11 protein-coding genes and 4 pseudogenes are annotated in these 15,095 nt (G+C 70.1%); 5 read left to right on the forward strand and 10 right to left on the reverse strand.

Features of this window, described 5'->3' with window-relative positions:
* Positions 1–44: 44 nt before the first annotated feature.
* Positions 45–725 (forward strand): annotated as a pseudogene (locus ACFZDC_RS20475) (phosphatase PAP2 family protein); the annotation flags it as partial.
* On the opposite strand, the gene ACFZDC_RS20480 reads toward ACFZDC_RS20475, so the two are convergent.
* The 8 genes and pseudogenes from ACFZDC_RS20480 to ACFZDC_RS20515 form a co-directional block, all read right to left on the reverse strand.
* Entirely contained in the window at positions 667–2,472 is a 1,806-nt protein-coding gene (locus ACFZDC_RS20480) for a carbohydrate binding domain-containing protein (protein ID WP_391325692.1), read from the reverse strand. The pseudogene ACFZDC_RS20475 and the gene ACFZDC_RS20480 sit on opposite strands and share 59 nt — an antisense overlap.
* A 124-nt stretch (positions 2,473–2,596) precedes the next feature.
* Positions 2,597–3,033 (reverse strand): annotated as a pseudogene (locus ACFZDC_RS20485) (hypothetical protein); the annotation flags it as partial.
* Positions 3,034–3,248: 215 nt separating this feature from the next.
* A complete protein-coding gene (locus ACFZDC_RS20490) occupies positions 3,249–4,679 on the reverse strand; it encodes an FAD-dependent oxidoreductase (RefSeq protein WP_391325694.1) in 1,431 nt (476 codons plus the stop codon).
* Positions 4,680–4,702: 23 nt separating this feature from the next.
* Positions 4,703–5,503 carry an ABC transporter permease subunit gene (locus ACFZDC_RS20495; RefSeq protein ID WP_391325696.1) on the reverse strand — a complete coding sequence of 267 codons (801 nt, stop codon included), beginning with the start codon at positions 5,501–5,503 and terminating at the stop codon, positions 4,703–4,705.
* Complete coding sequence (locus ACFZDC_RS20500; RefSeq protein WP_391325698.1) at positions 5,504–6,433, reverse strand: ABC transporter permease subunit; 930 nt, start codon at positions 6,431–6,433, stop codon at positions 5,504–5,506.
* Between the two features lie 2 nt (positions 6,434–6,435).
* Positions 6,436–7,596, reverse strand: coding sequence for a polyamine ABC transporter ATP-binding protein (locus ACFZDC_RS20505; protein ID WP_391325700.1), 1,161 nt, complete (start codon positions 7,594–7,596; stop codon positions 6,436–6,438).
* Positions 7,593–8,840 carry an extracellular solute-binding protein gene (locus tag ACFZDC_RS20510; protein WP_391325702.1) on the reverse strand — a complete coding sequence of 416 codons (1,248 nt, stop codon included), beginning with the start codon at positions 8,838–8,840 and terminating at the stop codon, positions 7,593–7,595. Before ACFZDC_RS20510 ends, ACFZDC_RS20505 begins: the two co-directional genes overlap by 4 nt.
* A gap of 52 nt (positions 8,841–8,892) precedes the next feature.
* On the reverse strand, positions 8,893–10,428 hold the full coding sequence (locus ACFZDC_RS20515; protein ID WP_391325704.1) for an aminobutyraldehyde dehydrogenase: 1,536 nt from the start codon (positions 10,426–10,428) through the stop codon (positions 8,893–8,895).
* Between the two features lie 208 nt (positions 10,429–10,636).
* Here ACFZDC_RS20515 and ACFZDC_RS20520 point away from each other — a divergent pair, with 208 nt between their 5' ends.
* The gene (locus tag ACFZDC_RS20520; RefSeq protein WP_391325706.1) at positions 10,637–11,200 is read left to right on the forward strand and encodes an NADAR domain-containing protein; all 564 of its coding nucleotides are present in this window, start codon (positions 10,637–10,639) and stop codon (positions 11,198–11,200) included.
* 243 nt (positions 11,201–11,443) lie between these two features.
* On the opposite strand, the gene ACFZDC_RS20525 is transcribed toward ACFZDC_RS20520, so the two are convergent.
* Positions 11,444–12,412, reverse strand: coding sequence for a DUF4190 domain-containing protein (locus tag ACFZDC_RS20525; protein ID WP_391325708.1), 969 nt, complete (start codon positions 12,410–12,412; stop codon positions 11,444–11,446).
* Positions 12,413–12,562: 150 nt separating this feature from the next.
* On the opposite strand from ACFZDC_RS20525, the gene ACFZDC_RS20530 reads away from it, so the two are divergent.
* Together ACFZDC_RS20530 and ACFZDC_RS20535 are read left to right on the forward strand one after the other, a co-directional pair.
* Positions 12,563–13,633, forward strand: a complete 1,071-nt coding sequence (locus ACFZDC_RS20530) for an adenosine deaminase (RefSeq protein WP_391325710.1) — start codon at positions 12,563–12,565, stop codon at positions 13,631–13,633.
* A 20-nt stretch (positions 13,634–13,653) separates the two neighbouring features.
* Positions 13,654–14,364 (forward strand): glycerophosphodiester phosphodiesterase family protein, encoded by a 711-nt coding sequence (locus ACFZDC_RS20535; protein ID WP_391325712.1) that lies wholly within the window; start codon positions 13,654–13,656, stop codon positions 14,362–14,364.
* Between the two features lie 386 nt (positions 14,365–14,750).
* On the opposite strand, the pseudogene ACFZDC_RS20540 reads toward ACFZDC_RS20535, so the two are convergent.
* Positions 14,751–14,852, reverse strand: a pseudogene (locus ACFZDC_RS20540) (NADP oxidoreductase); the annotation flags it as partial.
* Here ACFZDC_RS20540 and ACFZDC_RS20545 point away from each other — a divergent pair.
* Positions 14,852–14,935: pseudogene (locus ACFZDC_RS20545) on the forward strand (transcriptional regulator); the annotation flags it as partial. The pseudogenes ACFZDC_RS20540 and ACFZDC_RS20545 sit on opposite strands and share 1 nt — an antisense overlap.
* Positions 14,936–15,095 lie beyond the last annotated feature (160 nt).

Below are 15,095 nucleotides of genomic sequence, written 5' to 3' on the forward strand. Positions count from 1 at the left end.
TCGCCTGCCCGCTCCTTCCGGCCGGACCTGCGAAGCTGGGCCCCGTGTCGACCTCACCGGATCCGCGCCTCAAACACCTGCTGCCGGGCCTTCTCCTGGGCCTCGTCCCGGCCCTCCTCCTCGCCCTGATCACCTGGCAGGTCGTCAGCCACGGCCCGCTGTTGGGTCTGGACGCCCGGCTCAGCCACGCGCTGGTCCACCCGGACCGGTTCTCCGAGCTCCTCTCCGACCTGGGCGACATCCAGGTCGCCGTGCCGGTGCTCGTCGTCGCCCTGGCCTGCTCCGCCCGGCGTGGCCGTACGGCCGGTACCAACCTGTGGTGGCTGCCGCCCGTCGCCGCCGCCGTGCTGATGGCGCTGGTCCCGGCGATCGTCGTACCGCTGAAGGACTGGACCGCCCGCCCGGGGACCCCTGTGGTGCCCCCGGGGGTCGGCTATTTTCCCTCCGGCCATACGGCGACGGCGGCGATCGCGTACGGCTCCGCCACCCTGCTCCTCCTGCCGGGGCTGCGCTCCCCCGCCGCCCGCCGGGCCCTCGTCGGCGGCTGCGTGGCCCTCGTCCTCGGGGTGTCCTACGGCCTGGTCCGCCATGGCTGGCACTGGCCGCTGGACGTGGTGGCCAGCTGGTGCCTGTGCACGGTGCTGCTGACCGCCCTGTCCCTCGTGCTCAGCCGAAGTAGGCGTCGAAATTCTTCTCGAACTCCCAGTTCGCGTACCGGTCCCAGTTCACCGACCAGGTCATCAGACCCCGCAGAGCGGGCCAGGTTCCGTGAGTCGCGTACGAGCCGCAGTTCGTCTTCTTCGTGAGGCAGTCCAGGGTCTTGGTGACCTCGGACGGGGACACGTAGCCGTTGCCCGCGTTCGTCGACGCGGGCATGCCGATCGCCACCTGGTCCGGGCGCAGCGGCGGGAAGACGCTGTTCGCGTCGCCCGCGACCGGGAAGCCGGTGAGCAGCATGTCGGTCATGGCGATGTGGAAGTCGGCACCGCCCATGGAGTGGTACTGGTTGTCCAGGCCCATGATCGGGCCCGAGTTGTAGTCCTGGACGTGCAGCAGGGTCAGGTCGTCCCGCAGGGCGTGGATGACCGGGAGGTACGCCCCGCAGCGCGGGTCCTGACCGCCCCACTTGCCGGTGCCGTAGAACTGGTGGCCGTTCTGCACGAAGAAGGTCTCCGGTGCCATCGTCAGCACGAACTTCGAGCCGTACCTGGCCTTCAGGGTCTTCAGGGCCGAGATGAGGTTGACGATCACGGGCGTGGTGGGGTTCTTGAAGTCCGTGTCGTTCGCGTTCAGGGACAGTGAGTGGCCCTCGAAGTCGATGTCGAGGCCGTCCAGGCCGTAGTCGTCGATGATCTTCGAGACGGAGGCGACGAAGGTGTCCCGTGCGGCCGTGGTCGTCAGCTGGACCTGGCCGTTCTGGCCGCCGATCGAGATCAGCACCTTCTTGCCGGCCGCCTGCTTGGCCTTGACGGCCGCCTTGAAGTCGGCGTCACTCTCGACGTTCGGGCACTCGGTGACCGGGCAGCGGTTGAAGCGGATGTCCCCGGAGGTGGCCGAGGTGGGCTCGCCGAAGGCGAGGTCGATGACGTCCCAGCTGTCGGGTACGTCGGCGAGGCGGGTGTAGCCGGAGCCGTTGGCGAAGGTGGCGTGGAGGTAGCCGACCAGGGCGTGGGTGGGCAGACCGGTCGAGCCGCCGCCGGAGCCGGCCGCGGTGGTCGCGGTCACCGCGGCCGACCTGGCGGACTCGCCGGCGTCGTTGCTCGCGGTGACCTGGAAGCTGTACGCCGTCGAGGGCGCCAGTCCACCGACGGTGGCCGACGTGGCGCTCGCCGTCTGGACTTTGACCCCGTCGCGGTAGACCGCGTAACCGGTGGCGCCCGTCACCGCCGGCCAGGACAGCGCCACGGAGGACGAGGTGATCGGGCCGGTCTTGAGGCCGGTGGGCGCCGCGGGCGGCTGCCCGGTGCTCGCGCCCGGGCCGACCAGGGAGATGTCGTCGGCGTAGTAGGCGCCGGTGCCGTACCAGCCGTGCGTGTAGATGGTCACCTTCGTCGTGGCCGCGCCGGTGGTGAAGGTGGTGACCAGCTTCTGCCAGTCGGGGGCGGACTGGGTCCAGGTGGAGACATCGGTGGTGCCGGTGCCGTTCGCGCCGAGGTAGACGTAGGAGCCGTGGACGTAGCCGGACAGGGTGTACTGCGCGTTCGGCTGGACGGTCACCGTCTGCGCGCACTGGGCGTTGTCGCTGCCGGCCGGGGTTGCCTGCAGCGCGTGACTTCCGCTGTGCACGGGCGAGTTGACCGCGCTGCCGGCCGTGCAGGTCCAGCCGTCGAGGGCGGATTCGAAGCCGCCGTTCCGGGCGAGGTCCGCATCGGCCGCACGGGCGGCCGACGAGAGCGCGGTGATGCCGGGTACGGCCAGCAGCGCGGCCGTGAGCAGGGCGAGCACGGATCTGGGGCGTCTGGCGCTGCGCACGGGTCGGACGCGATCCACAAGGGCCTCCGGTGTCGGGGGAGTTGGAGGGGTGGAGCGCACTCAACTTGGTCCAGACCAATCCTGTTGTCAAGGTCTCTCGTCGCTCCCCCTCACCGCCCCTGCCCCTCGCCGGCCCCGCCGCCGCCTCGTGCATCGCGAGCTCCGGCAGCGCCGGGTCGGTCAGCGTGCCCGAGCCGTCCGGCGGGATCAGCCGGCGCACGCCCCGGGTCGCCCGGCCCGGGTACGGCACGACGATCCAGGTGCCGGGTCCTGCGGTACGGATGCCGGTGCCGAGCCGGCTGGCCGCGGTGCCCGGCGGCACGAAGAACCCGACCCGGTCGTCGCCGAAGTCGGCCAGTACCGGGCCGGGTTGGTCGAGGGTCCGGGTGAGCACGTCGAGCGTGGCGTATCCGAGGCCACCCGGCAGCATCAGCACGTCCCAGGCCTTGCCGGCGGGGAGCAGCGCGACGCCCAGGGGCTGCGCTCCCATTCCCAGCGGCAGGCCTCGGGGTCCGGTGCGACGGATGCCGGCCATTCGACCACCGTCTTCGCCCCAGTCATGAGAAGGCCTCCCGTTCGCTCGTGGACGCGGTTCGCGTCACGAGGGAGAGGGAGGCCTTGCGGCCGGCATTACGCCGGGTTCCGCTGTTCTTTTGAGTGAACCGGGTCACGCCCTACCCGGGTCGGCCACCGGCAGGGGCGGCATCGTCAGCCGGGGGCCTGCCGTTGGTCGCAAAGGCCCAGGTCGATGCCCGGGGCCTTTGCTCGGGACGAGGTCAGCTGTCGAAGCCCAGCCCCAGCCGGTCCATCGTCCGCAGCCACAGATTGCGCCGCCCGCCCTGCGCATCCGCACGGGCCAGGGACCATTTGGTCAGGGCGATACCCGTCCAGGTGAAGGGCTCCGGCGGGAACGGCAGCGGCTTCCTGCGCACCATCTCCAGCTCCGTCCGCTCGGTGCGCTCCCCGTCCAGCAGGTCCAGCATCACGTCGGCGCCGAAGCGCGTCGCGCCCACCCCCAGGCCGGTGTAGCCCGCCGCGTACGCCACCTTCCCCTGGTGGGCGGTGCCGAAGAACGCCGAGAACCGGGAGCAGGTGTCGATCGCGCCGCCCCAGGCGTGGGTGAAGCGGACACCCTCCAGCTGCGGAAAGCAGGTGAAGAAGTGCCCGGCGAGCTTGGCGTACGTCTCCGGCCGGTCGTCGTACTCCGCGCGCACCCGGCCGCCGTAGGGGTAGATCGCGTCGTAGCCGCCCCACAGGATCCGGTTGTCGGCGGACAGCCGGAAGTAGTGGAACTGGTTCGCCGAGTCCCCGAGGCCCTGGCGGTTCTTCCAGCCGATCGACGCCAGCCGGCCGGCGCTCAGCGGCTCGGTCATCAGCGCGTAGTCGTAGACCGGGACGGTGTACGAGCGCACGCGCCGCAGCAGGCTCGGGAAGATGTTCGTACCGAGCGCGACCCGGCGGGCCCGGACCGAGCCGTACGGAGTGCGTACCGCCATGCCGGCGCCGTACTGCTTCAGGGTCAGGGCGGGCGTGTGCTCGTACACGCGCACGCCCAGCCTGACGCACGCCTGCTTCAGCCCCCAGGCCAGCTTGGCCGGGTGCAGCATGGCCACGCCCCGGCGGTCCCACAGGCCCGCCTCGAAGGTGGGCGAACGGACCTGCTCGCGCACGGCGTCGGCGTCGAGGAACTCGATGCCCTCCGCAAGTCCCTTCTCCTCCATCTCCCGGTGCCAGTCGCGCAGCTCCCGGGCCTGGTAGGTCTCGGTGGCGACATCGATCTCGCCGGTGCGCTCGAAGTCGCAGTCGATGTCGTGTTGGACGATCGCGGCCTCGATCTCGTCGAGGTTGCGCATCCCCAGCGCCTGGAGCTTGTGGATCTCGTCCGGCCAGCGGGTGAGGCCGTTGGGCAGGCCGTGCGTGAGGGAGGCGGCGCAGAAGCCGCCGTTGCGGCCGGAGGCGGCCCAGCCCACCTCACGGCCTTCCAGCAGGACCACGTCCCGCTGCGGATCACGCTCTTTCGCGTTGAGCGCGGTCCACAGTCCGCTGTAGCCGCCGCCGACGACGAGCAGGTCGCAGGTCTCGGTGCCGGTGAGGGCGGGTTCGGGGTGGGGCTTGCCGGGGTCTTCCAGCCAGTACGGGACCGGCTGGGCTTCGGAAAGAGAGGCGATCCAGTTGTCTTTGCCACGACTCATGGCGCTTGGGGCCATGATTCCAACTCCCTACAGAGCGATTACGCCTTTTGGCTGTTACGACGGTTGGTGATGAGCATCGAGACCAGGACGAGCAGCACGGCGACCAGGAACATGGCCGTACCGATGACGTTGATCTGGACGGGTGTTCCGCGCTGCGCCGAACCCCACACGAACATGGGGAAGGTGACGGTCGAGCCCGCGTTGAAATTGGTGATGATGAAATCGTCGAAGGAGAGCGCGAACGAAAGCAGCGCGCCCGCGGCGATTCCGGGTGCCGCGATCGGCAGGGTGACCCTCAGGAAGGTCTGCGCCGGGCCGGCGTACAGGTCCCGGGCGGCCTCCTCCAGGCGCGGGTCCATCGACATCACGCGCGCCTTCACCGCGACGACCACGAAGCTGAGGCAGAACATGATGTGCGCGATCAGGATCGTGTAGAAGCCCAGCTGGGCGCCCATGTTGAGGAACAGGGTGAGCAGCGAGGCCGCCATGACGACCTCGGGCATGGCCATCGGCAGGAAGATCAGCGAGTTCACGGCGGATCGTGCGCGGAAGCGGTAGCGCACCAGCGCGAAGGCGATCATCGTGCCGAGGAGCGTGGCGCCGACCGTCGCCCAGACGGCGATCTGGAGGCTGATCGACAGCGAACCGCACATGTCCGCGACCCCGCAGGGGTCCTTCCAGGCGGCCGTCGAGAACTGCTGCCACTCGTAGTTGAAGCGTCCCTTCGGCTTGTTGAAGGAGAACACCGTGACGATGACGTTCGGCAGCAGCAGATAACCGAGGGTCAGCAGCCCGGCGATGACGACGAGATGACGCTTGAGCCAGTTGACGAAGGGCATTTAGACCAGATCCTCCGTCCCGGACCGGCGGATGTAGATCGTGACCATGGCCAGGATCGCGGCCATGAGGATGAAGGAGAGTGCGGCGGCCGTCGGATAGTCCAGAATCCGCAGGAACTGTGTCTGGATGACGTTTCCGATCATGCGGGTGTCGGTGGAGCCGAGGAGTTCGGCGTTGACGTAGTCACCGGCTGCCGGGATGAAGGTGAGCAGCGTGCCCGAGACCACGCCCGGCATCGACAGCGGGAAGGTCACCTTGCGGAAGGTGGTCCACGGCTTGGCGTAAAGGTCGCCGGCCGCCTCGTGCAGCCGGCCGTCGATCCGCTCCAGCGAGGTGTACAGCGGAAGGATCATGAAGGGCAGGAAGTTGTACGTCAGTCCGCACACCACGGCGAGCGGTGTGGCGAGGACCCGGTCGCCGGCCGTCCAGCCGAGCCAGTCGGTGAGGTTCAGGATGTGCAGCGAGTTCAGGATGTGCACGACCGGACCGTTGTCGGCGAGGATCGTCTTCCAGGCCAGGGTGCGGATCAGGAAGCTGGTGAAGAACGGCGCGATCACCAGGATCATGATCAGATTGCGCCAGCGGCCCGCGCGGAAGGCGATCAGGTAGGCCAGCGGGTAGCCGAGCAGCAGGCACAGTACGGTCGCGGCGGCCGCGTAGAGGACCGAGCGCAGGAACTGGGGCCAGTACGCGGACAGCGCGTCCCAGTAGGTCGCGAAGTGCCAGGTGACCTTGTAGCCCTCCTCCAGGGAGCCCGTCTGCACGGACGTGGAGGCCTGGTAGATCATCGGCAGCGCGAAGAAGATGACCAGCCAGAGGATGCCGGGCAGCAGCAGCCAGTAGGGCGTGAACCGGCCGCGCTTGCGCGGGGGCTGCTTCGCCGGCTCGGCGGGTGCGAGGGGCGGGGGCGCCTCGGTGAGCGTCGACATGTCTACGCGACCTCTTCCTCGACGGTCTCCACACCGGCGTCGATGTCCTGGGCCGCGTCCAGGCCGAAGGTGTGCGCCGGGTTCCAGTGCAGGACGACGTCGGCGCCGGGCGTCAGGCGGTGGTCGCGGTCGATGTTCTGGGCGTAGACCTCGAACTCGGGGCAGACCGGGCTGTCGATGACGTACTGCGTGGAGACACCGATGAAGCTGGAATCGGCGATCTTCCCGGTGATGCGGTTGCGGCCTTCGGGGATCTCCCCCGCGTCGTCGGCGTGCGTGAGGGAGATCTTCTCCGGGCGGATGCCGACCAGCACCTTGCCGCCGGCCGTGGCCGGGGCGGAACACCGCGCCCCGGGGAGGACGAGCTTGCCGCCGCCCGCCTTGAGTACGATGTCGTCGCCGTTCTCCGTGTCGACCTCGGCCTCGATCAGGTTGGAGGTGCCGAGGAAGTTGGCGACGAAGGTGGTCTGCGGGTTCTCGTAGAGGTCGGCGGGCGAGCCGAGCTGCTCGACACGGCCCGCGTTCATCACGGCGACCGTGTCGGCCATCGTCATGGCCTCCTCCTGGTCGTGCGTGACGTGGATGAAGGTGATGCCGACCTCGGTCTGGATGCGCTTGAGCTCCAGCTGCATCTGGCGGCGCAGCTTCAGGTCGAGGGCGCCGAGGGGCTCGTCGAGGAGCAGCACCTTGGGGTGGTTGATCAGCGCGCGGGCCACGGCGACACGCTGCTGCTGGCCACCGGAGAGCTGGTGCGGCTTCTTGCGCGCCTGCTCGCCGAGCTGGACCAGCTCCAGCATCTCCTCGACCTGCTTCTTCACGCTCTTGACGCCGCGCCGGCGCAGACCGAAGGCGACGTTCTCGAAGATGTCGAGGTGGGGGAAGAGGGCGTAGGACTGGAACACCGTGTTGACCGGCCGCTTGTACGGCGGCAGGTGCGTGACGTCCTGGTCACCGAGGTGCACGGTGCCGGAGGAAGGTTCCTCCAGGCCGGCGATCATGCGCAGGGTGGTCGTCTTGCCGCAGCCGGAGGCGCCGAGCAGGGCGAAGAAGGAGCCCTGCGGCACGGTCAGGTCCAGCGGGTGCACGGCGGTGAAGGCGCCGTAGGTCTTGCCGATACCGGAGAGGCGGACGTCGCCGCTGTTGTCTGTCGTCATGGTCGTCACGCCCCTGTGAGCTTCGCGAACTTCTCTTCGTAGGCCGTCTCTTCCTTCTGGCTCAGGGAGCGGAAGGCGTGGGACTTTGCCTGCATGGCCTTGTCGGGAACGATCAGCGGGTTGTTCGCCGCATCCTTGTCGATCTTCGCAAGGTAGGGCTTCACTCCGTCGACCGGACTCACGTAGTTGATGTAGGCGGCGAGCGCGGCGGCCTGCTCGGGCTCGTAGTAGAAGTCGATCAGCCGCTCGGCGTTCGTCTTGTGACGCGCCCGGTTGGGGACCAGCATGTTGTCGGTCGACGTCATGTAGCCGCTGTCGGGGATGACGAAGTCGACGTCCGGGCTGTCCGCCTTGAGCTGGACCACGTCACCGGCCCAGGCTATGCAGGCCGCGAAGTCGCCCTTGGTCAGGTCCGAGGTGTAGTCGTTGCCGGTGAAGCGGCGGATCTGGCCCTTGTCGACGGCCTTCTGCAGCCGGGCGATCACCGCGTCGAAGTCGTCGTCGGTGAAGTTCCCCGGGTCCTTGCCCATGTCGAGCAGGGTCATGCCGATGCTGTCGCGCATCTCCGACAGGAAGCCGACGCGGCCCTTGAGCCTGGGGTTGTCGAGCAGGTCGGAGACCGACCTCACCTCGACGCCGTCCAGCGCCTTCTTGTTGTAGGCGATGACGGTCGAGATGCCCTGCCAGGGATAGGAGTACGCACGTCCCGGGTCCCAGTCGGGGTCGCGGAACTGGGCCGACAAGTTGGTGTAGGCGTGCGGCAGGTTGGACGGATCCAGCTTCTGGACCCAGCCGAGGCGGATCAGCCGGGCGGCCAGCCAGTCGGTGAGGACGACGATGTCGCGGCCGGTGTCCTGGCCCGCCGCGAGCTGCGGCTTGATCTTGCCGAAGAACTCGTTGTTGTCGTTGATGTCCTCGGTGTACTTGACCGTGATACCGCTCCGCCTGCGGAAGGCCTCGAGCGTCGGGTGGTGCTTGCCGCTGTCGTCGACGTCGATGTACTCGGTCCAGTTGGAGAAGTTCACGACCTTCTCTTTGGCCGAGTGGTCCTGGGCGGACGTGCCGCCCTGCGTCTTGCCCGCCGCGGGGATCCCGCAGGCGCTCAGCGCCCCGAGTCCGCCGACCGTGAGCGCGCCGCCGGCGGAGGCGCGCAGCAGCGACCGGCGGGTCATCGCCGCCCGGCCGTTGCGCAGGCTGCGCCGCACGGCGGCCACTTGGGCCGGGGTCAGGCGGTCGGGCTCGTACTGCTCCATGCGCGTGGTGCCCTTTCGGGAGGAATCGGCCTGTTCACTGGCCGGATCGTCTCTAGCGGTCCCCGAAGATGGTGCGGTGCCAGTCCTTCCTCGCCACCGCCGTGTTGTCGAACATTACGTGCTTGACCTGCGTGTACTCCTCGAATGAGTACACCGACATGTCCTTGCCGAAGCCGGAGGCCCGGTAGCCGCCGTGCGGCATCTCGCTGATGATCGGGATGTGGTCGTTGATCCACACACAGCCCGCCTTGAGCTCACGGGTGGCGCGGTTCGCCCGGTAGACGTCGGCGCTCCAGGCAGAGGCGGCAAGGCCGTAGGGGGTGTCGTTGGCCAGCCGGATGCCCTCATCATCACTCTCGAACGGCAGTGCGATCAGGACGGGACCGAAGATCTCGGACTGGACGATCTCACTGTCCTGGGCCGCGTCGGCGATCAGGGTGGGCCGGTAGTAGGCGCCGTTCTTCAGGTCCCCCTGGGGAGCTTCGCCGCCGGTCACCACGCGCGCGTAGTCGCGCGCCCGGTCCACGAAGGCGGCGACGCGGTCGCGCTGGACGTGTGAGATGAGCGGTCCGAGGTCGGTGCCGGCCGCGAAGGGATCGCCCAGCCGTACGGTCTCCATCAGGGCGGCCGTCCGCTCCACGAAGGCCTCGTACAGCGGTCGCTGCACGTACGCGCGCGTGGCGGCCGTGCAGTCCTGCCCGGTGTTGATCAGCGCACCCGCGACCGCGCCGTTCACGGCGGCCTCCAGGTCGGCGTCGTCGAAGACGACGAAGGGGGCCTTTCCGCCCAGCTCCAGGTGGAGGCGCTTGACCGTGGCCGTGGCGATTTCGGCGACCCGCCTGCCGACGGCGGTGGATCCGGTGAAGGAGGTCATCGCCACGTCGGGGTGCCCGACGAGGTGCTCACCGACCTCCTTGCCGGTCCCGGTGACGATGTTGATGACACCGTCCGGGATGCCGGCGTCCGTGGCGGCCTGCGCGAACAGCAGCGAGGTCAGCGGCGTCAGCTCGGCGGGCTTGAGCACGATGGTGTTGCCCGCGGCGACCGCCGGGAGGATCTTCCAGGCGGCCATCTGCAGGGGATAGTTCCAGGGCGCGATCGACCCGACGACACCGATGGGCTCGCGCCGGACGTACGACGTGTGGTCGCCCGAGTACTCACCGGCGGACTGCCCCTGCAGATGCCGGGCGGCGCCGGCGAAGAACGCGGTGTTGTCGATGGTCCCCGGTACGTCGAACTCGCGGGTGAGCTTCAGCGGCTTGCCGCACTGCAGGGACTCGGCGCGGGCGAACTCCTCGGCACGGTCGGCGAGGACGGCGGCGAACCGGTGCAGGGCGTCCGAGCGCTCGCCCGGGGTGGTGGAGGCCCAGCCGGGGAAGGCCTCGCGCGCGGCGGCGACGGCCGCGTCGACGTCGTCGGTGCCGGCCAGTTCATAGGTGTACACCTCCTCGCCGGTGGCGGGGTCGACCACGGCGTGGGTGCGGCCCGAGGTGCCCTTGGTGAGACGGCCCGCGATGAACTGCGCGCCGTCCGCGAGGCGCTCCTGCGCGGCGAATCGTTCCGGGGGGGCAATGCCCGGGTTGTGCATGTCGCTCTCCTCCGCCGTTCGCCCGTCCCGGGGGTGGGGTGGCGTAGCTCCAGCTCGATTTGAGTGCCGATCCTGACAGAGCAATAGGACCCCAACAAGTGATTCCGTTGTTGCCTTTTGGTTACGCGACGAAATCTGTCGACCAGGTGTCGAGTGGGCGCGGAAAAGGGCGGACGGAGTGTCCGTAGTACGTGCCAGACTCGCGTGCATGGGGAAGATCGGTTCGAGGGAAGCCCTGATCAAGGCGGTCCGCTCGGGGGTGAAGGTCGAGTATCTGCACTTCTGGGGGCACCGTCCGCGGACGGACGGGCAGGTCGGGGCGAGCTGCCTGAGCCAGTGGTGGCCGGCGCCGTTCACCGTGGACGGCAGGCGTTATGCAACGGCCGAGCACTGGATGATGGCGGGAAAGGCGCGGCTCTTCGGCGACGCGGAGGCGGAGCGGCGCGTTCTGGAGGCGCGCAGTCCCGCGCTGGCCAAGCAGGCGGGGCGGCTGGTGCGCGGTTTCGACGACTCCGTATGGGAGCGCGAGCGGTACGCGATCGTGGTCGCGGGCAGCGTCCACAAGTTCGCCGCGCATCCGGACCTGCGGGACTTCCTGCTGGCCACGGACAAGCGGGTGCTGGTCGAGGCCAGCCCCGTGGACCGGATCTGGGGCATCGGACTCGCCGCGGACGACGAGCGGGCGGCGGATCCGCAGCAGTGGCGCGGCCCGAACCTGCTGGGCTTCGCGCTGATGGAGGCGCGGGAGCGGCTGGCAGCAGTCGGCGTGTGATGGTGCGGGCCTTCGGCGGGTTGGCCTGATCGCCGCCGGGCGTGAGGGGTGACGGCAACAGCGGATGCGGTGAGACCTGTGCGCGCCCAGGCGGCGAGCCGCGTATCAAGCACGGCCCCGCCTGGAACCGGCCCCGCATCACACACAGCCCGCTTTCCTGGGCGGCTCTCCGCTCGCCCGCGGCGAGGTGCCCGGTAGGCCGGCTGTGGTACGCGATGGCCCCCCCACGAGGTGACCGACAGGTCAGCTGTAGTACGCGATGGCGAACGCGAACAGCCCCAGCACCAGCACGATGCCCGCGGCCCCGCAGATGATCCCGGCCAGGGCCACGCCCGGGTTGGTGGCCTCGCCCCGGCGGGCCTTGCCGCGGCCCAGGGCACCGAGGATCACGGCCAGGACGCCCATCACCAGGGCCAGCGGCCAGGCACAGAAGCCGACCGACGCCAGGATGCCCAGCACCAGGGAGGCCGTGCCCATGCCGTTGTTCGGCTGCTGCTGCAGTCCCGGCCAGGCGTAGCCGTTGGCCGCGGGGTAGGACGGGATGCCGGGCCCGGCGTACTGCGGCTGCTGGGCCGGGTAGCCGTACGCGGACGGGGCGGCCGGGTAGCCGTACGGCACCTGGCCGGGGCCGTCGGGCGCTATGGGCGGCGGAGGCACGGGGACCGCTTCCTGGGGCTGGGCAGCGGATGCCGTGGGCGGCGCGTACGGGTTGCCGGGGGCGGCCGGCGCCGACGGGGCGTAGGGATGCACCGGAGCTCCTGCCGAGTAGGCGGCACCGGGCGGGGTGAACGGGGTCGCCGGGGCGTCCGCGGACGGAGGCGCGAAGGGGTTGGCCGGGGCATTCGCCGACGGCGCGACCGCTGGAGACGCGTAGGGGTCGGCCGGCTTGGCCCACGCCGGTGGCACCGCGTCGGCAGGCGCGTCCGGCATGGAGAGGGAGGTGACCGTCTGCTGGTCGTGAACGGAAGGGTGCGGTGCCGGTGCCGGTGCTCCGGACGCACCGGAGAGGACCGTGTCACCGGCTCCCGGCCGGCTCGTCGGAGCCGCCCACGGGTCCGTGCTCGCGGGCGGCGCCGCCCCCGGCGGGTCCGGTACGGGCTGCTCGGGCACGGAACGCTCCCCGGACTCCTTGTCCAGGGAGACCCGAGGTGAGGTGGGCCGGCCCCCGGCGCCGTGCTCCGGTGGCATCGACTGCGGCACCTCGTCGGACATGTCTCAAGCCCCCCTTGATGGATGTCCCGCCATGCTACGGCGAGGGCCCGACCGCCGAAGGCGGGGGCCTACCATGACCCCGAGTCACCGATCAGCCGATCACCCGCGCCCGGACCTCGGTCCGTGGGCGCCGTTCCTGGGGAGGAACCCTTGACCGACCGCAGCTCCGTACCCGCCGTCGGCACGCCCGACCGCGATCTGCACGCCTTCATCGCCGGACTGCCCAAGGCCGAACTGCACGTCCACCACGTCGGCTCCGCCTCCCCGCGCATCGTCTCGGAACTGGCCGCCCGCCACCCCGACTCCAAGGTCCCCACCGACCCCGAAGCACTGGTCGACTACTTTACGTTCACGGACTTCGCGCACTTCATCGACGTGTACCTGTCCGTCGTGGACCTGATCCGCACCCCGGAGGACGTCCGGCTGCTGACCTACGAGGTGGCCCGTGACCTGGCCCGGCAGCAGGTGCGGTACGCCGAGCTGACCATCACCCCGTTCTCCTCGACCCGCCGCGGCATCGACGAACTGGGCTTCATGGCCGCGATCGAGGACGCGCGCAAGGCGGCCGAGGCCGAGTTCGGGACCGTACTGCGCTGGTGCTTCGACATCCCCGGCGAGGCCGGTCTCGAGTCCGCCGAGGAGACCGCCCGCCTCGCCACCGACGACCGGATCCGCCCGGAGGGCCTGGTGTCCTTCGGGCTCGGCGGGCCCGAGATCGGCGTGCCCCGACCGCAGTTCAAGCCCTATTTCGACCGTGCCATCGCGGCCGGCCTGCACTCCGTCCCGCACGCCGGGGAGACGACCGGCCCGGAGACGGTGTGGGACGCGCTGACCGAACTGCGCGCCGAGCGCATCGGGCACGGCACCAGCTCCGCCCAGGACCCCAAGCTGCTCGCACACCTCGCCGAGCACCGCATCCCGCTGGAGGTCTGCCCGACCTCCAACATCGCCACCCGCGCGGTCCGCACCCTGGACGAGCACCCGATCAAGGAGTTCACCCGGGCCGGCGTGCTGGTCACGATCAACTCCGACGACCCGCCGATGTTCGGCACCGACCTCAACAACGAGTACGCGGTGGCCGCCCGCCTCCTCGACCTGGACGAGCGGGGCCTGGCCGGCCTCGCCAAGAACGCCGTCGAGGCGTCCTTCCTGGACCCGGTCGGCAAGGCCCGGATCGCGGCGGAGATCGACACCTATACCGCCCGCTGGCTCGCCCCCTGAGACACCCCACAATGGGGGCCATGCAGACCGTGACCGCCGTGGCCCACCGCGGCGACCCCTACCGCTTCCGCGAGAACACCCTCGACTCGCTGCGTTCCGCGCTCGACCTGGGCGCGGACGCGGTCGAGATCGACGTACGGCTCACCCGCGACGGCGTCCCCGTGCTGCTGCACGACGAGACGCTGGAGCGACTGTGGGCACACGACCGGCCGCTGCTCGCCCTGTCGGCCGAGGAACTGCGCGGACTCACGGCGGGCGCGGTGCCGACGCTGGCGGAGGCCCTCGCCGCGACGCACGGCGCCCGGGTGATGGTGGACCTGTGCGGCCGGGTCGACCGGCGGACCGTCGAGAAGACCCTGGACGTCGTCCGGCAGTGCGGGGCCCGGGACCGCGTGTACTACTGCGCGAACGCCGAGGCCATGCTCGCCGTCCGCGCCGCCGATCCGTCCGCCGAGATCGCCCTGACCTGGACGACCCTGGCCCCGCCCCGGCCCGCCCTGCTGGACGCGGTGCGCCCGCGCTGGCTCAACTACCGCTTCTCCCTGGTCGATCGCGACCTGACGGCCCGCGTCCACCACGGCGGCTACCTGCTGTCCGTCTGGACCCCGGACACCCGCCGTGCCATGCGCCACCTCCTCGACCTGGGCGTCGACTCGATCACCACGAACCGCATCGACACCCTGCACGCCCTGCGCAACGACACCCTGCACGCCCTGCGCAACGGCGGTTAGGGCCTCTCCGGCGAGGGGTGCAGCGATGGGCACCGGCCTCATCAGCCTCCGCAGGCTGAGCGGATCTTGTAGAAGTTGCTCAGGTACTTCGCGTGGTAGGAAGCGCTGGTGATCCGCGTTGACGACGGTGTCGGTGGCCGGGTTAGTACGAAGCGTCATTCGTCGTCGACGACGTCGACGCGCTCGCACGCAGGGCCGTTGCGGCGGGTGCCGAACTACTGCAGCCGCCGGCCGACCAGTTCCACGGCGACCGCACGACCATCCTGCAAAACCCCTACGGCCATGTCCGGGTCTTCCTCACCCGCACGGAGAACCTGACGGCCGAGGAGGTCGCGCACCGGGCCCGGGACTCTTCCGCTGAGCGGTCGTCCATCGGACAGGCCATGGCCGCCGGCGAACTCCAGCGGCGGCGCGATCGTCTGGGCATCGGCCCCCTCCACCACCCACAGCCGGATCAGGAGCGCGGCCGTCGCCTCCAGCAGTCCGGCCCATCGATGCCTTCGGCGCCTGGGCGTTCGAGCACGGGGACGAGGTCATGGCCGCGCAGGAGCGCTACGCGCGCGAGCCCTGAGCCGCCGCTGGCGCGGGCCGCCGTAGGGGGCGACCCCCACAACTCCCCCGTTTTTCCGTTCCCCTGACCAGGGGCCGGTCAGGGTCGGCACCCCTCCTCGCCGACGATCCGGTGGGCGACGCGGAGCCAGAGGATGATCAAGAATCCTCACCGCGATCTC

The sequence above is a fragment of the Streptomyces sp. NPDC007905 genome, assembly GCF_042959345.1.
GTDB lineage: Bacteria > Actinomycetota > Actinomycetes > Streptomycetales > Streptomycetaceae > Streptomyces.